Consider the following 18,349-nt stretch of genomic DNA (forward strand, 5'->3'; position numbering starts at 1 on the left):
CCGGCTGTCAACCCGCGTGATAGACGTGGGGCATGAAATTCGGGATTTCGACGTTCGTGACCGACGAGGGCATCCGCCCCGATGTGCTGGGTGCCGCGCTGGAAGAACGCGGCTTCGATTCGCTGTGGCTGGCCGAGCATTCGCACATCCCGGTGAGCCGGGAAACCCCGTACCCGGGCGGCGGCGAGCTGCCGCGCGTCTACTACCGCACGCTCGACCCGTTCGTGGCGCTCACCGCCGCGGCCACCGCCACGTCGGAGCTGCTGCTCGGCACCGGCATCGCCCTGCTGATCCAGCGCGACCTGATCCACACGGCCAAGGAGGTCGCCTCGCTCGACCTGATCTCCGACGGCCGCGCGCTGTTCGGCGTCGGCGTCGGGTGGAACCGGGAGGAGATGCGCAACCACGGCACCGACCCGAAGACGCGCGGCGCGCTGATGGACGAGCAGCTGGCCGCGCTGAAGGAGATCTGGACCGAGGACGAGGCCGAGTTCCACGGCGAGCACATCGACCTCGACCCCATCTTCAGCTGGCCGAAGCCGGTGCAGAAGCCGCACGTCCCGATCTACATCGGCGGCGAGAGCGAAGCGGCCCTGAACCGCCTGGCCAAGTACGGCGACGGCTGGCTGCTGCGGGGCTACACGAAGTACCAGGAGGCGCAGCGGGTCCGCGGCTGGCTGGCCGAGCAGGGCCGGGAGGACGTCCCGTTCGCGGTCTTCGGCGGCCCGACGACGCCGAAGGTGATCGACGGCTTCCGCGAGGCCGGCGTCGAGCGGTACACGTTCCTGCTCGACACGTTGCCGGAAGCCGAGACGCTCAAGGCGCTCGACGAGCTGGCGGAGGTGGCCGCCGCGCACCGCTAGGCCACGGGCCCAGCTCCGGGAGATCGCCGGTGAGGCCGTCGCCGGAACTCCGGCCGGACAGCCAGGCGGCCAGGTCCCGCACGGGCCCGGTGACCTGGGCCTCGCCGGAACCCCAGCGGCGATCGCCGGCCCGGACCGCGACGCCGCCGGGCAGCCGGTCGGCGAGGAAGTCCACGGCGTGGACGGCGAAGTCCTCGGGCCAGTCGGCCACGCCGAGGCCGACGTCGAGGTCGACGGCGTGGATCCAGACCTCGCGCCAGCGCGCGAAGACCGTGCTGGAGAGCTTGCCGTCGCGGTAGTCGACGTGCTGGTCCCAGTCGCGGACCCGGGCCCAGGCGTCCTCCAGGCGGACGGAGTGCCGGAGCAGGGCCCGCCGGTGCTCGTCGGCGGTGCGGCCCGCGGTCGCCTCGATGATGCCGTCGCGGTCGTGCGTGCGCGGGTCGTAGAGCGGGACGAGCACGCCGAGCAGGGCCTTCTCGACCAGGTCGGCGAGCGCGCGGCCGGCGTCGGTGACGTGGGCCAGCACGTGGCCGCGCGTCCAGCCGGGCAGCGGCGACGGCTCGCGGACCTGCTCGTCGGTGAGCCCGTCGAGCGCGCGGTGCAGCCGGCGGTGGGCTTCGGCGACCGCCGTCGTCGGGATCATTTGTCGAGCAGCAGGTGCACCGACAGTTCGAGGCGGTTGGCGACGTCGGCGGCCGAGGCGCGGCGGGTCACCCAGGCCACCAGGTTCGCCATCCAGACGTCCGCGACCACGTGGAAGATGTCCCGGTCGGCCTCGGTGGGCTCGGCGATGCCCATCGCCTTGGCGAACATGTTCTCCATCAGCCGCCCGACCTGCTCGACCTCGGCGGCGGCGGAGGTGTCGGCGAACATGAAGGCGCGCACCATCGCCTCGGTCAGGTGCGGGTCGCGCTGCATCAGGCGCGTGTTGCGGCCGAGCACGAACATCAGCCGCTCGGCGGGCGTGTCGCCCGGGATGGCCTGGCGCTCGAGCTTCTCCTGCGCGCGTTCGAACTCGCGGGCCAGCCCGGAGACGAGCAGGTGGATCTTCGAGGGGAAGTATCGGTAGAGCGTGCCGAGCGCGACGTCGGCCTTCTCGGCGACGGCCCGCATCTGGACGGCGTCGTAGCCGCCCTTCGAGGCGAGCGCGAGGGTGGCGTCGATGATCCGGCGGCGGCGGTCGCGCTGGGCGGCCGAGCCGAGCTCGTCCGCGCCGATCGCGCCCAGGCCGTTGCCGCGGGCCTTGGTCTTGCCTGGCATCGGCATTCCCCCGTCCTTCGGAACTTGTTCCAGTTCACGACGTAGATTACCGGTCCTGGCGAACCGCGCGACAACGGACCCACTGGCCGGAAAACTGTAACACGTTCTACACTCGCGAGTAGTGTCGCCGATTCGCGAGGAGACCCCATGCCGGTCGCGCTCACCGAGGAACAGGCCGCGCTGGCCGAGGCGATCCACGCCTGGTCCGCGGCACACCACCCGCGGCAGGCGGTGCGCGCGACGGAAACCGGGCCGGCGGCGGGGATTCCGGCCGGCTTCGCCGCGCTCGGCCTGTTCGGTGTCGCGCTGCCCGCGGCGGCAGGCGGGGCCGAGGGCGGTGTCGCCGACCTCGCCGCCGGGCTCGCCGCGGCGGCGGAAGAACTCGTTCCCGGACCGGTGCTGGGCACCGCGCTCGCCGGGCTCCTGCTCGCCGAAGTCCCCGAAGCGAAGGAGCTGCTCCCGGCCCTGGCCGAGGGGGAGGCCACGGTCGCGGTCCTGCTCGACGCGCCGTCCCTTGACGACGGCGTCACCGGGCCGGTGCCCGGCGCGGACGCCGGGACCTGGCTGCTGGTGCCGGCCGAGGGCGGCCACGTCCTGCTCGCGCCCGGTACGCCCGGGGTGAGCGTCGAGCCACTGGCCGCGTTCGACTTCTCGCGCCCGCTGGCGCGCATCCGGTTCTCGGGGGTCCGGGCCGACGTCCTCACCTTGCCGCCGGTCACCGACCTGGCGGCGACGCTGGCGGCCGCCGAGGCGGCGGGCGTGGCGCGGCGGTGCCTGACCGTCGCCGTCGAGTACGCCGGCGTCCGCGAGCAGTTCGGCAAGCCGATCGGGGCGTTCCAGGCGGTCAAGCACCTGTGCGCCGAGATGCTCTGCCGCGCCGAAGCCGCCGAAGCGCTGGCCTGGGACGCGGCGTCGGGGCAGCACCCGCTTTCGGTGGCGGCCGCGGCCGTCGTCGCCCTCGACGCGGCCGTCGCCAACGCCAAGGACTGCGTCCAGATCCTCGGCGGGATCGGGTTCACCTGGGAGCACGACGCGCACCTGTACCTGCGCCGGGCCGTGGCGTTGCGGCAGTGGCTCGGCGGCGCGTGGCGGCGGCGGGCGGCGACCCTGGCGCTCTCCGGGACCGAGCGCACGCTGGGCGTCGACGTCGGCGAGGATCCTGCGCTGCGGGAGGAGGTCGCGCGGATCGCCGCGCTGCCGCCGGGGGAACAGCGGGTGGCCTTGGCCGACGCCGGCTTGCTGACGCCGCACTGGCCGTCGCCCTACGGCCGGGGTGCCGGTGCCGCGGAGCAGCTGCGGATCGACGCCGAGCTCGCCGCCGCCGGGGTGCGCCGTCCGGACCTGGTGATCGGGGCGTGGGCGGTCCCGACGATCCTCGAGCACGGCAGCGACGAGCAGCGTGCCCGGTTCGCCCGGCCCACCCTGCGCGGCGAGCTCACCTGGTGCCAGCTGTTCAGCGAACCCGGCGCCGGGTCCGACCTGGCGGCGCTGCGGACGGCGGCCCGGCGCGTCGACGGCGGCTGGCGGCTGTCCGGGCAGAAGGTGTGGACGTCGCTGGCCCGCGAAGCCGACTGGGGCATCTGCCTGGCCCGCACCGACCCGGACGTGCCCAAGCACAAGGGCATCACCTACTTCCTGGTCGACATGCGCGCGCCGGGGATCACGACGCGGCCGCTGCGCGAAATCACCGGCGAGGCGGTGTTCAACGAGGTGTTCCTGGACGACGTGTTCGTCCCGGACGCCGACGTCGTCGGCCCGCCGGGCGGCGGCTGGCGGCTGGCGCGCACGACACTGGCCAACGAGCGGGTGGCCATCGGCAGCGGTTCGGCGGTCGGCGAGAGCGTGCGGACCCTCCTGTCCACAGTGGACGCTTCCGTCCTGGACGACGTCGCGCTGGACCGGCTCGGTGCGCTGGTGGCGGCCGGCGTCGCGGGCTCGGTGCTGGACCTGCGGGCGGCGCTTCGCCGCCTGGACGGGCAGGACCCGGGCGCGGAGTCGAGTGTCCGGAAGCTGCTCGGCGTGCAGCACCGCCAGGACGTGGCCGAATTCGCGCTGGAGCTGGCCGGCTCGGCCGCGCTGCGCGCCGACGGCCCGGCCCAGCACGAATTCCTGCTGACCCGCTGCCTGTCGATCGCGGGCGGCACGACGCAGGTCCTGCGTTCCCTCACCGCCGAACGCCTGCTGGGCCTGCCCCGCGGCTGATGCCCCGCCAATCACGCGTGATGCCCCTCCAATCACGGGTGATGCCTCTCGGCGCACGGGTGATGCCTCTCGGCGCACGGGTGAGTTGCGTCGAGCAACGGTGCGAAAGGACCGTTCGCGCCGCCGAGGGCAAAACTGTCGGGGTCGTGTTCTAGCGTTGCGGTCGTGGAGTTCAGCGCAGGCACCCAGGCCACCTACCTCCCCGCGGATCCCCCGCGGGACGGGGTGCTGGCTCTGTGGGGCGAAGACGTGGCCGGCGGGACCACGATCGAGCTCGTGCTGCCCCGGGGAGCCAAGTTCGCGCGGACGAAGGTCGACGCCGAGCTGGTGCCCCTGGAGCGGGCGCTGCCCCGGCTGCTGTCGGTGGGGGAGGAGGCCAGCCCGGCGGTCGCGGCGTGGTCGGCGGCGGTCAACGCCGGGGTCAACCTCGTCGCCCGCGGGCGGCTGCGGCCGGCCGCCTCGCCGGGCGGGGCGGCGGCCTGGCGGATCGGCCCGCTGGACGCCGCGGACGAGGAGTTGCTCCGGGGCCTGGCCGGCGCCCTGCCCCCGGAGGCGTACGCGCTGCCGCTGACGGGGTTGAAACGGATCCGCCTGCACTCGCCGGATTCCCTGGTCCGCGCGCTCTGGGACGCGACGGCCGACCTGCTGGTCCGCAGCCCGGCCGCCCCGGTCGGCGCGGGCGACCCGGCGTTCGCGGCCCGCGAGCCGGCCCTGCTCGGCCCGGACGGCGCGGCGTGGCTGGCGGAATTGGAGGCCCGCGAGCCCCGCGGCGTCCAGGTGCTGCTGCGGGTCGAGGGCCTGGACGACGATTCGTTCGCCGGGGTGCTGGCGGTGCGCAGCATCGCCGAGCCGAGCCTGGTGGTGGAGGCGGCGACGCTGTGGGACGCCCCGGACGCGGTCTTGCACCGCCTCGGCGACCAGGTCGAGACCCAGCTGCTCCTCGGCCTGCGCCGCGGCGCGCGGGCCTGGGCACCCCTGGGCCGGGTGCTGACCCAGGCGACGCCCGATTCCCTGGCGCTGTCCGACGAAGAGGTGGTCGACCTGCTCACCGACGGCGCCCGCGAGCTCGGGGGCGCCGGCATCGAGGTGCTCTGGTCGAAGGGGCTGTTCGCGGGCGAGGTGAAAGCGAAGGCGAGCGCGACGCAGGCGCCGGCGAGCGTCACGGAGGCGGAGTTCCGCCTGCGGAGCCTCCTGGAGTTCCGCTGGCAGCTCAGCCTGGGCGGCGAGCAGCTGACGGAGGCCGAGGTCGCGGCCCTCGCCGAAGCCAAGCGGCCGCTGGTCCGCCTGCGCGGCCAGTGGGTCCGCGTCGACCCGCAGCTGCTGGCCCGCGTCCGCGGCCGAACCCGCAAGCTGGAAGCGGGCGAAGCCCTGGCGGCGGCCCTGACGGGCGAGCTGGAACTGGACGGCGAGCGCGTGGAGTTCGCCCCACCGCCGGCCCTCGGCGGGCTGGCTTCGCGCCTGCGCGACCGGGCGGAGGGTTCGGTCGCCCCGCCCCCGGGTTTGCGGGCGACGTTGCGGCCGTACCAGCAGGCGGGCTTGTCGTGGCTGGCGACGATGACGGGGCTCGGCCTGGGCGCCTGCCTGGCCGACGACATGGGCCTGGGCAAGACGATCCAGCTGATCGCCCTCCACCTGCACCGGCGCGAGCTGGCTCGGGCCGGGAAGTTGCCGGCGGGCCCGGCGCAGGGCGAGGAGGCCGAGGTGCCGGCGGCCGGTGCCGAGGCGGTGTCCCCGGCCGGCGAGCCTCTCTCAGCGGCGGGAAACCCGCCGATGGCCGGAAACTCGCCGGTGGCCGAGCCCGCGAAAGCCGGCGGCGGGCCGGCCCTCGTCCTCTGCCCCACCTCCCTGCTCGGCAACTGGGAGCGCGAGTTCGCCCGCTTCGCGCCCGAAATCCCCGTCCGGCGGTTCCACGGCGGCAGCCGCCACCTCGACGACCTCGCCCCCGACGAGGTCGTCCTCGCCACCTACGGTGTCCTCCGCCGCGACCGCGAAACGCTGTCCGCAGTGGACTGGGGGCTCGTCGCCGCCGATGAAGCGCAGCACGTCAAGAACCCGCTCTCCGCCACCGCGAAGGAACTGCGCAAGATTCCCGCGCAGGCCAAGGTCGCCCTCACCGGCACGCCCGTCGAGAACCGGCTCACCGAGCTGTGGTCCATTGTGGATTGGACCACCCCCGGCCTGCTCGGCCCGCTCGACCGGTTCCGCCGCACGGTGGCGCGCCCGATCGAACGCGACCGCGACAAGGCGGTCACCGAGCGGCTGGCCGCCACCGTGCGGCCGTTCCTGCTGCGGCGGCGCAAGACCGATCCGGACATCGCCCCGGAACTGCCGCGCAAGACCGAGACCGACCGGTTCGTCCCGCTCACTGCCGAGCAGACCACGCTCTACGAAGCCGTTGTGCGCGAAAACCTCGCCGAAATCCGGGAAACGCAGGGCATCAAGCGGCACGGACAGGTCCTGCGGCTGCTCACCGAGCTCAAGCAGATCTGCAACCACCCCGCGCAATTCCTCAAGGAACCGCACGGCGCGCTCACCGGCCGCTCCGGCAAGCTCGCGGCGTTCGAAGAACTGCTGGACGTGATCCTCGACGAAGGCGAAAGCGTCCTGGTGTTCAGCCAGTACGTCCAGCTCTGCCGCCTGCTCGAACGGCGTCTCCGGGACCGCGGCCTGCCCACCGAACTGCTCTCCGGTGACAGCTCGCCGGCGAAACGGCAGGACATGGTCGACCGGTTCCAGGCAGGCGAAATCCCGGTTTTCCTGCTCTCGCTGAAGGCCGGCGGCGTCGGCCTCAACCTCACCCGGGCCACCCACGTCATCCACTACGACCGCTGGTGGAACCCGGCGGTCGAGGACCAGGCCACCGACCGCGCCTACCGGATCGGGCAGGACAAACCGGTCCAGGTGCACCGGCTGATCGCCGAGGGCACCCTCGAGGAGCGGATCGCGCAGGTCCTCGAAAAGAAGCGGGGGCTCGCCGAGTCGATCGTCGGCGCGGGGGAGGACTGGATCACCGAACTCTCCGACGACGAGCTCGCCGACCTGGTCCGGCTCGGGAGCGGGTGATGCCCCCGAGGCGGAACTTCGGCACGACGTGGTGGGGCCGGGCCTGGGTCGAGGCGCTGGAGCAGCGCGCGAAGCTCGACCCGAACCGCCTGCCCCGCGGGCGGACGTACGCGCGGAAAGGCACCGTCAGCGAGCTCCACTTCGGCGCCGGCGGGATGACTGCCCGGGTGCGCGGGAGCCGGCCGGAGCCGTACAAGGTGACGATCACCATGCGCACCTTCACCGACGGCGAATGGGACACGCTGCTCGGCGTGGTCGGCACCCAGCTCGGCCACGCGGCCGCGCTGCTCGACGGCGAACTGCCGGGCGCGCTCACCGAGCAGGCGCGCGAGGCGGGCGTCGACCTCCTGCCGGGCCCGGGCGACCTGCGGCCCCGGTGCTCGTGCCCGGACTCGGCGAACCCGTGCAAGCACGTCGCCGCGGTGTACTACCTGGTCGCCGACGAGGTGGACCGCGACCCGTTCACGCTCTTCCTGCTCCGCGGCCGCCCGCGGGCGGACGTGCTGGCGGAGCTCCGGGCTCGCCGGTCGCCGGCGCGCGGCGAGAAACCGAAGCTCCCGAAGCCCGCCGACGAGGGCCTGACCCCGCGAGCGGCTTACGCACGCCGTCCGGGCGCGATCCCCGCCCTGCCGCCGCCTCCGCGGGTCCCCGGGCCGCCGGCGGTCCTGGACCTCGACCCACCCCCGGCCACCGGCTGGACGGCGGCGGCGCTGTCCGCCCTGGCCGCGGACGCCGCCTCGCTGGCCCGCGACCTGCTGACCGCCGGACCGGCAGCGGTGGAGCTGACGTTCGAGGAAGACCTCGCCCGCCGCGCGGCCGGCCGCCCGGCCGCGGAAATCACTGCCCTGGCCACGGCGGCCCGGGTGCCACCCCGTGACCTGGCCCGCTGGGCCGAAGCTTGGCGCGAAGCCGGCCGTGGCGGCTTGGCGGCCCTGCGGGAGACCTGGCAACCCGGCCCCGGCCCGTTGGCGGAGGCCGAATCGGTGCTGGCCGAAGCGGGCCTGCCGGGCAAACCGAAGATCTGGCGCAACCGCTTGACCCACGGAGAGCTGCAACTGCGCTACGGCCGTGACGCCCGCTGGTACCGCTTCGTGCACGAAGGGACGGAGTGGCGCCTCGACGGTCCGCCTTCGGCGAGCCCGGTGGACCTCGCCTACTGACCGCGCCGCCTTGTGGCGGTCAGCGGGGAGCCGCGGTCGACACCGGTCAGCCGGCTCTCCTCGTCCAGAGCGCGGCGGCGGCCCGGGGCCGGTCAGGGGCGCGTGCGGCCTCTTCGACCCGCGGCGCAGGTCGAACTGCCGTGGGCCCAGAGCTCGCCGCCGCCGATGCCGGGGTCGAGGACGGCGCACCGCCGGCAGCCCGCCGGGCTCGGTGGTGGCGTAGGACGGCTACCGGTGCTCCGCCTTCCAGGCGTTGTACGTGTGGTCCAGGAACCGTGCCACCCCGCGCACCACGTGCGCCGACCGCACCGACGTGAACACGTCGAACGCGTGCTGCGCCCCCGCCAGCTCCGCGTACGCCACCGGCTGCCGCGACTTCTCCCGCAGCCGCGAGACGAACTCGCGCGCCTCGCGCACCGGCACCAGGGAGTCGTCGCGGCCGTGGATCACGAAGAACGGCGGTGCGTCCGATGTGATGCGGTCCAGCGGGGACGCCGCGATGTAGTCGTCCAGGTGGGACACCGGGTCCCGGTCCGGGGCGAACACCCGGCGCGCGATCAGGCTCTCCAGGCGGTACTTGCTCGCCGGTGCCCCGGACGTCGCCGCGAAGTCGTACACCCCGTAGTGCGGGACGCAGGCCTGGATGCTCGTGTCCGCGTCCTCGAAGCCCGGCTGCAACGCCGGGTCGTTCTGCGACAGTGCCAGCAGCGCCGACAGGTGCCCGCCCGCCGAACCACCCGTCACCGCCACGAACCGCGGGTCGCCGCCGTACGAGGCGATCGACGAGCGGATCCACGCCAGCGCCTGCTTCGCCGCGACGATGTGCGCCGGCCACCGGTGGGCCGGCGACAGCGGGTAGTTGATCGCGACGCACACCCAGCCGCGGCGGGCCAGGTAGCGCATCAGCGGACGGCCCTGCTCCTCCTTGTTGCCGATCACCCACGCGCCGCCGTGGACCTGCAGCAGCACCGGCGCCCCGGACACCTCCTCGAGGGGCCGGTACACGTCCAGCAGGAACCGCTTGCCGCCCGGGGCGTACGCGATGTCGCGGTCGACGCGCACGTCCGGCGCGCCCATCCGGAACGGCAGCGCCAGCTCGCCCCACGGCAGGCCCAGGTCGGACCGGCCCAGTTCCGCCGCGTAGTCCTCGCCCAGCGCCGACGTCAGCGCCTTCTCGATCTCCTCGCGGGCCCCGTGCCCGGTGCGGATCAGCGTGGCCAGCCCGGCGGCGGACGCGGCCGCCATCGCCAGGCCCGCCTTCGTCGACCGGTCGCCCACGCCGTGGCGGGCCACGTGCCACGCCGCGTCCGCCGCCGTCAGGGCCAGAAACTGGGGCGCCAGCTCGCCGGTCAGCCACCCGGCGAAGAACGCCGGGATCGTCGTGGACCGCGCCCGCAGCGGGCGGAGGGCGTTGGCGGTGAGACCGAGCTGGACCGCGCGACGGATCAGGAAATTCGGCTGCACCACCGCGATGATACCGGCGAGTAGGGTGACGCGCCGCTCACCGGAAGTGGCTTACCCTGACGCCATGCAGAGACTGAGCGGCCTCGACGCGAGCTTTCTCTACCTCGAGACGTCGTCGCAGGTCCTGCACGTCTGCGGGCTGCTCGTCCTCGACGGCTCGACCGTCCCCGGCGGCTACAGCTTCGCGAAGCTGCACGCCAAGCTCGGCGAACGTGTCCGGCAGATCCCGGCGTTCCGCCGCAAACTGCACAACCCCCTCTGGAACCTCAGTCACCCCGTCTGGGTGGAAGACGAGGACTTCGACCTCGACCACCACGTGCACCGCATCGGCGTGCCCGCCCCCGGCGACCGCGCCGAGCTGGCCGAGCTGTGCGCGCACATCGCGGGGCAGCAGCTCGACCGCGCGCACCCGCTGTGGCAGCTGTACGTCATCGAAGGGCTGGCCGACGGCCGGCTCGCCGTGCTGCTCAAGATGCACCACGCGAGCGTCGACGGCGTGAGCGGCGCCAGCCTGATCTCCTACCTGGCCGGGCTCGAGCCGGACGGGCCGATGCCGGAAGTCGAGGAACACCGGAACGCCGGGATGCCGTCGCCGCTGGACCTGATCCGGGCCGGCGTCGAGAGCGCCGTGCGGCGGCCCGCCGAGGTCGCGCGGCTGCTGCCCGACCTGCTGGGGCTGATGCCGCGGTGGGTCGGCCGGGCGTTGCGGGGCAAGGGGATGCCGATCCCGTTCACCGCTCCGCGGACGTCGCTGAACGGCACGATCACCGGGCACCGCAGCGTCGCCTTCGCCCAGCTCGACCTCGACGACGTCAAGGACGTCAAGAACGCCTTCGGGGTCACGGTGAACGACGTCGTGCTCGCACTCGTCGCCGGTGCGCTGCGGGAGTTCCTCGCCGCGCGCGGCGAGCTGCCGGAGGACCCGCTGGTGGCGACCGTCCCGGTGTCGGTGCACGAGCGGACCGAACGCGAGCACGGCAGCAACAAGGTTTCGGCGTTCTTCGCCTCCCTGCCCACGCACCTGCCCGACCCGGCCGCGCGGGTGTTCTTCCTCGCCGAGGCCAACCGGCGCGCGAAGGACCACCACCACGACATCGACGCCGACATGCTGCAGGACTGGGCGCAGTTCTCGGTCGCGTCGGCGTTCGGGCTCGCCGTCCGCGCGTACTCCGCGCTGCGCCTGGCCGAGAAGCACCCGGTGGTGCACAACCTGGTCGTGTCGAACGTGCCCGGCCCGCCGATGCCGCTGTACTTCCTCGGCGCGCGGATCACCGGGTTCTACCCCCTCGGGCCGGTCTTCCACGGCGCCGGGCTGAACGTCACGGTCCTGTCGAACGCGGGGAAGGTGCACGTCGGCCTGCTCGGCGCGCGAGAGCTCGTGAAGGACCTGTGGCCGCTCGCCGACGCGCTCCCGGACGCCCTCGCCGAGCTGCTGAAGGCCTCGCCTACCGGGGGCTGAGCACCACGACCGGGATCTCCCGCTCGGTCCACGCCTGGTACTTCGCGAAGTCCGCGTACAGCTCGACCAGCCGCGGCCAGAGCCCGGCGCGCTCGTCCGGCCCGGCCACCCGGGCGCGGACCGGCACACCGCGCCGTCCCTTGAGGTGGATGCGGGTTCCGGGTGCGCCAGCAGGTTGCGGTACCACTGCGGGTGCCGGGGCAGGCCGCCCTGCGAGCCGACGACCACGACGTCCTCGCCGGACCGCAGGTACAGCAGCGGGGTGGTGAACAGCCGCCCGGACCTGCGGCCGCGGTGTTCCAGCAGCAGCGTCGGGACCGGCTTGCGGAACCCCGCGCCGATCCGCCACGTGCTGCCGACGCGGCCGCCGGTCAGCCGGAAGACCGCCACCTGCGCCCGGGCCGCGTACTTCATGACCTTGGCGGTCACCGGCGAATCGAGGCCGCCGGGTTTCCGGTCGGGCAGGCTGAAGCGTCCCATCAGGGATTCCTTCCTCGGAGGGAGTGGACCGCGGCGAGCAGGGCGGGCACCCAGCGGTCGGCGGCCAGCACGCAGGCGGCGTGCCCGGCCTCGACCTCGTAGGTGGCCGCACCGGGGATCCGGCGGGCCAGAGCCCGCTGGTGGGCGGGGGCGATGAACCGGTCCCGGGCGGTCACGACGACCGCGGCCGGCAGCCGCAGCGTGTGCAGCCACGGCGTCGAGTCGAACCGGCCGATCTCGTCCACGGCCACCGCGATGGCCCACGGGGTGGTCGACCGGAACTCCCGCAGCCCCCACCGCCGGTCGGCCAGGCGTTCGCGGGGGAGCACGGCGGGCACGGCCGGCGGCCGCAGGTGCTCGCGCAGCTGCCGCAGCGTCCGGCCGAAGACCGCGAGGGCGGCGCGCTGCCGGAGCCCGCGGCCGAACCGGTCCGCGGTCGAGCACAGCACCAGCCCGGTAACACGTTCTGGTTCCGCGCGCGCCACGAGCTGGGCGACCAGCCCGCCCATCGAGTACCCGGCGACGGCGAACCGGCCGACGCCGAGCGCGTCCGCGACGGCGGTGACGTCTTCCGCGCAGTCGGCGAGCCGGAACTCCGGCGACCGGATGCCCCGGCCGTGCCACCGCTGGTCGAACACGATGACGCGGTGGTGCCGCGCCAGCCGCGTGAGCGCCGGGTACCAGGTCAGCAGCCCTGTGCAGGCCACGGAGTGCAGCAGGACGATGGCCGGCGCGTCCCGCGGGCCGACGTCGGCGACCACGGTCCGGCCGCGGCCGGGCAGCTCCACCGGGACCGGCTCGGGCACGCCCGCGGTCGGCGGCACGGTGATCAGCCGCCGCGTCCCCGCCATCGCGCCACCCCCGGGGGTTGCCGTGCCCACCCTTTCCGGTTAAGACTAGAACAGGTTTCACTATTGCGCCCGATCCGGAGGACAGGCGTGGACTTCGCTCTTGACGAAACGCAGACCGAGATCGCCGCCCTCACCGCGAAAGTGCTCAGCGGCTTCGGGGGTGCGGCCGGCTCCGCTCCCGCGGCCCCCTCGAAGCGGGTGGCGCCCGACGACCCTTGGCGCGCGCTCGCCTCGGCGGGCCTGCTCGCCCTGGCCCTGCCCACGGAACTGGAAGGCGACGGCCTGGGCGTCGCCGAGGTCGCCCAGGTTCTGACCGAGACCGGCCGGGCCGCCGCGCCGGTGCCCGCGTACGCCGCCCTCGCCCTCGGCGTCCTGCCGATCGAGTCGCTCGGCACGCCCGCCCAGCGCGCGGAGTTCCTGCCACCGGTCGCCGCCGGGGAAGCGCTGCTCACCGCGGCCCTGCACGAGCCCTCCGCGCCGCTCGCCGCGGAGCCCGCCGCGATCGCGCGGCCGGGCGACGGGAAGTGGCTGATCAGCGGCGTGAAGACGGCGGTCCCGTACGCCGCCGAAGCCGGCCGGATCCTCACGCCGGTGACGACCGCGCACGGCAGCGCCGTCTACCTCGTCGACCCGCACGCCGAAGGCGTCACGCTCGTCCCGACACCCACCTCCTCCGGGGCACCGGAGTACACGGTCCGGCTCGACGACGTCGCCGTCGAGGAAACGGACCTCCTGTTCGACCGCGGCGCGGTCGCGGCGCTGCACCGGTTCGCGCTGGCCGGTGCCCTGGCCCTCGGCGACGGCCTGCTGGCCGGTGCGCTCGCGCTCACCGTGAAGCACGTCGGCGAGCGGACCCAGTTCGGCAGGCCGCTCTCCGCCTTCCAGGCCGTGGCGGGCCAGATCGCCGACGTCTACGTGGCCGCGCGGACCGTGCACCTCGCCGTGACGTCCGCGGTGTGGCGGCTGGCTTCGGGCCTCGACGCGGACGCCGAACTCGACATCGCCGCCTACTGGTTCGCCTCGCGGGCGCCGGAAGCGCTGGCGACCTGCCACCACCTGCACGGTGGGGTGGGTGTCGACGAAACCTATCCGCTGCACCGGTATTCGTCGGCGGTCAAGGATCTCGGCCGGACGCTCGGCGGGGCCGCGCACCGGCTCGGCCGGCTCGGCGAACGAGTGGCGGGGGTGAGCGGATGCACGTCGAACTGACCAGCGCGCAGCGGCAGCTGCGCGCGGAACTGCGTGCGTACTTCGCCGGCCTGATCAGCCCCGAGGAACGCCGGGCGATGCGGCGCGAGCGGCACGGTCCGGTCTTCCGCGAGATCGTCCGCCGGATGGGCCGCGACGGCCGGCTCGGCGTCGGCTGGCCGGTCGAGTACGGCGGCCAGGGCTTCGGCGGCGTCGAACAGCACCTGTTCGTCGACGAGGCCGCGCGCGCCGACGTCCAGCTGCCTTCGGTCACGCTGCAGACGGTCGGGCCGACCCTGCAGGAATTCGGCACGGACGAACAGAAGTCCTTCTTCCTGCCGAAGATCCTGGCGGGAGAGATCCACTTCGCGATCGGGTACAGCGAACCGGAAGCGGGCACCGACCTCGCGTCGCTGCGGACGACCGCGGTGCGCGACGGCGACGGATACGTGGTCAACGGCCAGAAGATCTTCACCACCGGCGGGCACGACGCCGACTACGTCTGGCTCGCCGTGCGGACCGCGCCGGACGCGCCGAAGCACAAGGGCATCTCGATCCTCATCGTCGACACGAGCGACCCCGGCTACTCCTGGACGCCGATCATCACCTGCGACGGCGCCCACCACGTCAACGCGACGTACTACTCGGACGTCCGCGTGCCGGCGAACCGGCTGGTGGGGGCGGAAAACGCGGGCTGGCGGCTGATCACGACGCAGCTCAACCACGAGCGGGTCATGCTCGGGCCGGCCGGGCGGATCGGCGGCCTGTACGACCGCGTCCGCGCCTGGGCGAGCGCGCACGGCCTGCTGGACCTCGCCGACGTGCGAGCCGTGCTCGCCGAGGCGCTGGCCGTGACCCGCGTCAACGAGCTGCTGAACTGGCAGGTCGCGGTGTCCTCGGCGAGCGCGCCGGTGGGCGTCGCGGACGCGTCGGCGACCAAGGTGTTCAGCTCGGAGGCCATCCAGCGGATCGGCCGGAACCTGGAAGAGGTCGTCGGGCGCCACGGCGACCTGGCCGATCCGGACACCGCCGAGCTGGCCGAATGGCTGGACCTCACCGCGAAGCGCAACATCGTGCTGACGTTCGGCGGGGGCGTCAGCGAAATCCAACGGGAGCTGATCGCTTCGATCGGCCTGGGCCTGCCGAGGGTGCCGCGATGAACATCGAAGAGGCCGCCGCGCGGATCGCCGCGCGCGGGGAATGCGCGCCGCGCCCGGCCCGCGACCCCGTCAACCAGGCCATGGTCAACAACTGGGTGGAGGCGATCGGGGACCGCAACCCGGTCTACACCGACCCGGAGTTCGCGGCGGTGAGCGTCCACAAGGGACTGGTGGCGCCGCCCGCGATGGCGCAGGTGTGGACGATGGGCGGCCTGAACGTCCCACGGGGCACCGACGATCCCCTCGGCCTGATGATGGAGCTGCTCGACGAGGCGGGGTTCACGTCGGTCGTGGCGACGAACTCGGAGCAGACCTACCACCGCTACCTGCGGCCCGGCGAACAGGTCGAGGCGCGGACGCGGCTGGAGGAGGTGACCGGCCCCAAGAAGACCGCCCTCGGCGAGGGCTGGTTCGTCACCACCCGGATGACCTGGTACGTCGGCGACGAGGCCGTCGCCGAGATGATGTTCCGGGTGCTCAAGTTCCGCCCGCCCGCGCCGAAGCCGCCGCCGTCGCCGGTGCTCGGGCCGGTGATCAGCCGGGACACGGAGTTCTTCTGGGACGGCCTCCGCGAGGGTGAACTGCGGATCCAGCGGTGGGGCGAGACGCTGCGGCACCCGCCCGGGCCGATGCCGCCCGACGGCTCGCTGGACACCAAGCCCGACTACGTCGTCGCCAGTGGCCGGGGGACCGTGTACTCCTACGTCGTGCACCACCACCCGCCGGTGCCGGGCAAGGAACTCCCGTTCGTCGTGGCCTTGGTCGAACTGGAAGAAGGGGTCCGCGTGCTGGCCGAGCTGCTGGGCGCGGCGCCGGAGGAAGTCCACATCGGACTGCCGGTCGTCGCGGCGTTCGTCCGCGTCGACGACGACCTGACCCTGCCCGCGTGGAAGGTGGCCCGATGACCGTCGCCGAAGGGACCGAGCTGCCGCCGCTGACGATCGAGGCGACGCCGACGTTCGTCGTCAGCACGGCCCTGGCCACCCGCGACTTCCAGGACGTCCACCACGACCGCGACTCGGCCGTGGCCCGCGGCTCGAAGGACATCTTCCTCAACATCCTCACCGACACGGGCCTGGTCCAGCGGTTCGTCTCGGAGTGGGCCGGCCCGGAGGCGCTGATCCGGTCGATCAAGATCCGGCTCGGCGTGCCCTGCTACGCCTACGACACGCTGACGTTCACCGGCCGGGTGATCGCCCGCGATGGCAACGACGTCGTCGTCTCCGTGTCCGGTGTGGACAGTCTCGGCGAGCACGTGGCCGGGACGGTGGAGGTGACCCTGCCGTGACGCTCCCGGGCAAGGCGGCGATCGCCGGGATCGGCGCGACGGAGTTCTCCAAGGACTCCGGGCGCAGCGAACTGCGGCTGGCGGCCGAATGCATCTCGCACGCACTGGCCGACGCGGGTCTCACGCCGTCCGATGTGGACGGTCTGGTGTCCTTCACCATGGACGGCAACGCGGAGATCGCGGTGGCGCGTGAGCTGGGGATACCCGAGCTGAAGTTCTTCAGCCGCGTCCACTACGGCGGCGGGGCCGCGGCGGCGACCGTGCAGCAGGCCGCAATGGCCGTGGCGACCGGCGTCGCGGACGTCGTCGTCGCCTACCGGGCGTTCAACGAGCGGTCCGGGCACCGGTTCGGCCAGGTGTCGTCCGCGGCGGCCGGCCAGGTCAACTCCTCGGGCGTGGACAACGCGTTCCACTACCCGATGGGCATCGCGACCCCGGCGGCGACGGTGGCCATGGTGGCGCGGCGCTACCTGCACGACTACGGCGCGACGAGCGAGGACTTCGGGCGCGTCGCGGTGGTCGACCGCAAGCACGCGGCGACCAACCCGAACGCGTGGTTCCACGGGCGCCCCATCACCCTCGAGGAGCACCAGGCGTCGCGCTGGGTGGCCGAGCCGCTGCACCTGCTCGACTGCTGCCAGGAAAGCGACGGCGGGGTCGCGCTGGTCGTCACCGGTGTCGCGCGGGCGCGTGACCTGGCGCGGCCGACGGCGGTGATCGCGGCGGCGGCACAGGGGAGCGGGCCGGACCAGTACGTGATGACCAGCTACTACCGCGACGACCTGGCCGCGCTGCCGGAGATGGGGGTCGTCGGGCGGCAGCTGTGGGGCCAGTCGGGTCTCGGTCCGTCCGATGTGGACGTCGCCGTGCTGTACGACCACTTCACGCCGTACGTGCTGATGCAACTGGAGGAACTGGGGTTCTGCGGCCGCGGCGAGGCGAAGGACTTCATCGCCGACGGGGCGCTGGAGCTCGACGGCGCGTTGCCGCTCAACCCGCACGGCGGCCAGCTCGGCGAGGCGTACATCCACGGCATGAACGGCATCGCCGAGGGGGTCCGGCAGATCCGCGGCACGGCGGCCAACCAGGTCGCGGGCGCGTCCCGGGTGCTGGTCACGGCGGGGACGGGCGTGCCGACCAGCGGCCTCATCCTGACGGGTGACCCAGCGTCACCTCAATGACGGCTGGTGCCCGGACGGCGTGGGTGTCACGGTGGAGACACCACCCACGACGGAGAGTGAGGCCATGGCGGTCGACTGGGCGCTCACGGCGGTCTTCGCGGCGCTGGTGCTCCCGTGCGTGCTGCGCCTGGTCCGCCTGGACTACGCGCGGCTGGGCCACGGCGTCCGCCACGGCGACCTGGCGGAACTGCTCCTGGTGCTGGCGATGGTGGCGATGTCCTCGCCGGTCGGCGGCCCCATCCCGGCGGCGGGCTGGCAGGCGGTGCTGGCCCTGACAACGGGCTGGTTCGCCGTGTCCTGGTGGCGGAACCGCACGTGCGCCCACCACGCCCTCTCGGCGGCGGCGATGCTGTACATGGTGACGGCGATGCCCCACGGCGGAGCCGGCCACGGCCCGTGGCTGACGATGTCGGCCATGGACGCCCGGCTGGCGTTGCCCCTGATCGCGGTGGTGGCGGCGGGGTACTTCGTGGCCGACGCGGCGTGGTCGGGAGTGCTGGCGCTCCGGGGCTCGACGGTCTCGACAGTCTCGACGGCGGACCCGGGCCAGGAGCCGGCGCCCGCGGCGTCCGGCCACGCGTCCCGCGCGGTGTGCCGGGCGGCGATGGGCGCCGGGATGGGCTACATGCTGCTGGCCGCGGCTTTGTGAGCGCGGCTCCGAGAGGTCCCCGGCCTGGGGGTCCCCCGCCGGTGCCGGGGCGAGCCGGCGCCGACCGCGCGAACCGTCGGG

15 protein-coding genes and 1 pseudogene are annotated in these 18,349 nt (G+C 73.8%); 11 read left to right on the forward strand and 5 right to left on the reverse strand.

Annotated features, from left to right (window positions below):
• The first annotated feature begins 32 nt into the window (after positions 1-32).
• Positions 33-863: an LLM class F420-dependent oxidoreductase gene (locus DV20_RS22850; protein ID WP_043783509.1), complete on the forward strand. Its 831-nt coding sequence runs from the start codon at positions 33-35 to the stop codon at positions 861-863.
• Here the strand turns inward: DV20_RS22850 and DV20_RS22855 are convergent.
• Entirely contained in the window at positions 817-1,506 is a 690-nt protein-coding gene (locus tag DV20_RS22855) for a maleylpyruvate isomerase family mycothiol-dependent enzyme (RefSeq protein WP_051736093.1), read from the reverse strand. The two genes, DV20_RS22850 and DV20_RS22855, sit on opposite strands and share 47 nt — an antisense overlap.
• Positions 1,503-2,129: a cholesterol catabolism transcriptional regulator KstR gene (kstR, locus tag DV20_RS22860; RefSeq protein ID WP_084093608.1), complete on the reverse strand. Its 627-nt coding sequence runs from the start codon at positions 2,127-2,129 to the stop codon at positions 1,503-1,505. The genes DV20_RS22855 and kstR overlap by 4 nt, the downstream gene beginning before the upstream one ends.
• A gap of 141 nt (positions 2,130-2,270) precedes the next feature.
• Here kstR and DV20_RS22865 point away from each other — a divergent pair, with 141 nt between their 5' ends.
• From DV20_RS22865 to DV20_RS22875, 3 genes are all read left to right on the forward strand, one after another.
• A complete protein-coding gene (locus tag DV20_RS22865; RefSeq protein ID WP_043783512.1) occupies positions 2,271-4,325 on the forward strand; it encodes an acyl-CoA dehydrogenase family protein in 2,055 nt (684 codons plus the stop codon).
• A 165-nt stretch (positions 4,326-4,490) separates the two neighbouring features.
• Positions 4,491-7,388: a DEAD/DEAH box helicase gene (locus DV20_RS22870; protein WP_043783513.1), complete on the forward strand. Its 2,898-nt coding sequence runs from the start codon at positions 4,491-4,493 to the stop codon at positions 7,386-7,388.
• On the forward strand, positions 7,388-8,548 hold the full coding sequence (locus DV20_RS22875; RefSeq protein WP_043783515.1) for an SWIM zinc finger family protein: 1,161 nt from the start codon (positions 7,388-7,390) through the stop codon (positions 8,546-8,548). Before DV20_RS22870 ends, DV20_RS22875 begins: the two co-directional genes overlap by 1 nt.
• Before the next feature lie 228 nt (positions 8,549-8,776).
• Here DV20_RS22875 and DV20_RS22880 read toward each other — a convergent pair whose 3' ends face one another.
• On the reverse strand, positions 8,777-10,012 hold the full coding sequence (locus DV20_RS22880; protein WP_043783711.1) for an alpha/beta hydrolase: 1,236 nt from the start codon (positions 10,010-10,012) through the stop codon (positions 8,777-8,779).
• Positions 10,013-10,076: 64 nt separating this feature from the next.
• On the opposite strand from DV20_RS22880, the gene DV20_RS22885 reads away from it, so the two are divergent.
• Positions 10,077-11,471 (forward strand): WS/DGAT/MGAT family O-acyltransferase, encoded by a 1,395-nt coding sequence (locus DV20_RS22885; RefSeq protein ID WP_043783517.1) that lies wholly within the window; start codon positions 10,077-10,079, stop codon positions 11,469-11,471.
• On the opposite strand, the pseudogene DV20_RS22890 reads toward DV20_RS22885, so the two are convergent.
• Both DV20_RS22890 and DV20_RS22895 read right to left on the reverse strand, forming a co-directional pair.
• Positions 11,458-11,951: pseudogene (locus DV20_RS22890) on the reverse strand (nitroreductase family deazaflavin-dependent oxidoreductase). The gene DV20_RS22885 and the pseudogene DV20_RS22890 sit on opposite strands and share 14 nt — an antisense overlap.
• Positions 11,951-12,802, reverse strand: a complete 852-nt coding sequence (locus tag DV20_RS22895) for an alpha/beta fold hydrolase (RefSeq protein ID WP_043783519.1) — start codon at positions 12,800-12,802, stop codon at positions 11,951-11,953. Before DV20_RS22895 ends, DV20_RS22890 begins: the two are co-directional and overlap by 1 nt.
• 87 nt (positions 12,803-12,889) lie before the next feature.
• Between DV20_RS22895 and DV20_RS22900 the strand changes: the two genes are divergently transcribed.
• From DV20_RS22900 to DV20_RS22925, 6 genes are all read left to right on the forward strand, one after another.
• Positions 12,890-14,011, forward strand: a complete 1,122-nt coding sequence (locus tag DV20_RS22900) for an acyl-CoA dehydrogenase family protein (protein WP_043783521.1) — start codon at positions 12,890-12,892, stop codon at positions 14,009-14,011.
• Positions 13,996-15,150 (forward strand): acyl-CoA dehydrogenase family protein, encoded by a 1,155-nt coding sequence (locus tag DV20_RS22905; RefSeq protein ID WP_043783523.1) that lies wholly within the window; start codon positions 13,996-13,998, stop codon positions 15,148-15,150. Before DV20_RS22900 ends, DV20_RS22905 begins: the two co-directional genes overlap by 16 nt.
• Positions 15,147-16,055, forward strand: a complete 909-nt coding sequence (locus DV20_RS22910; protein WP_043783524.1) for a bifunctional MaoC family dehydratase N-terminal/OB-fold nucleic acid binding domain-containing protein — start codon at positions 15,147-15,149, stop codon at positions 16,053-16,055. The genes DV20_RS22905 and DV20_RS22910 overlap by 4 nt, the downstream gene beginning before the upstream one ends.
• Positions 16,052-16,438: a MaoC family dehydratase gene (locus DV20_RS22915; RefSeq protein WP_043783526.1), complete on the forward strand. Its 387-nt coding sequence runs from the start codon at positions 16,052-16,054 to the stop codon at positions 16,436-16,438. The genes DV20_RS22910 and DV20_RS22915 overlap by 4 nt, the downstream gene beginning before the upstream one ends.
• On the forward strand, positions 16,435-17,619 hold the full coding sequence (locus DV20_RS22920; RefSeq protein WP_043783528.1) for a lipid-transfer protein: 1,185 nt from the start codon (positions 16,435-16,437) through the stop codon (positions 17,617-17,619). The genes DV20_RS22915 and DV20_RS22920 overlap by 4 nt, the downstream gene beginning before the upstream one ends.
• A gap of 64 nt (positions 17,620-17,683) precedes the next feature.
• On the forward strand, positions 17,684-18,268 hold the full coding sequence (locus DV20_RS22925) for a DUF5134 domain-containing protein (RefSeq protein WP_043783530.1): 585 nt from the start codon (positions 17,684-17,686) through the stop codon (positions 18,266-18,268).
• The last annotated feature ends 81 nt before the right edge of the window (positions 18,269-18,349 follow it).

The organism is Amycolatopsis rifamycinica, assembly GCF_000695625.1.
GTDB classification, from domain to species: Bacteria; Actinomycetota; Actinomycetes; order Mycobacteriales; family Pseudonocardiaceae; genus Amycolatopsis; species Amycolatopsis rifamycinica.

Bases quoted from the DNA above. Each gene is read 5' to 3' on its own strand.
- DV20_RS22850 (WP_043783509.1), top strand. From the start codon at position 33: ATGAAATTCGGGATTTCGACGTTCGTGACCGACGAGGGCATCCGCCCC.
- DV20_RS22855 (WP_051736093.1), bottom strand. From the start codon at position 1,506: ATGATCCCGACGACGGCGGTCGCCGAAGCCCACCGCCGGCTGCACCGC.
- kstR (WP_084093608.1), bottom strand. From the start codon at position 2,129: ATGCCGATGCCAGGCAAGACCAAGGCCCGCGGCAACGGCCTGGGCGCG.
- DV20_RS22865 (WP_043783512.1), top strand. From the start codon at position 2,271: ATGCCGGTCGCGCTCACCGAGGAACAGGCCGCGCTGGCCGAGGCGATC.
- DV20_RS22875 (WP_043783515.1), top strand. From the start codon at position 7,388: ATGCCCCCGAGGCGGAACTTCGGCACGACGTGGTGGGGCCGGGCCTGG.
- DV20_RS22885 (WP_043783517.1), top strand. From the start codon at position 10,077: ATGCAGAGACTGAGCGGCCTCGACGCGAGCTTTCTCTACCTCGAGACG.
- DV20_RS22895 (WP_043783519.1), bottom strand. From the start codon at position 12,802: ATGGCGGGGACGCGGCGGCTGATCACCGTGCCGCCGACCGCGGGCGTG.
- DV20_RS22905 (WP_043783523.1), top strand. From the start codon at position 13,996: ATGCACGTCGAACTGACCAGCGCGCAGCGGCAGCTGCGCGCGGAACTG.
- DV20_RS22910 (WP_043783524.1), top strand. From the start codon at position 15,147: ATGAACATCGAAGAGGCCGCCGCGCGGATCGCCGCGCGCGGGGAATGC.
- DV20_RS22915 (WP_043783526.1), top strand. From the start codon at position 16,052: ATGACCGTCGCCGAAGGGACCGAGCTGCCGCCGCTGACGATCGAGGCG.
- DV20_RS22925 (WP_043783530.1), top strand. From the start codon at position 17,684: ATGGCGGTCGACTGGGCGCTCACGGCGGTCTTCGCGGCGCTGGTGCTC.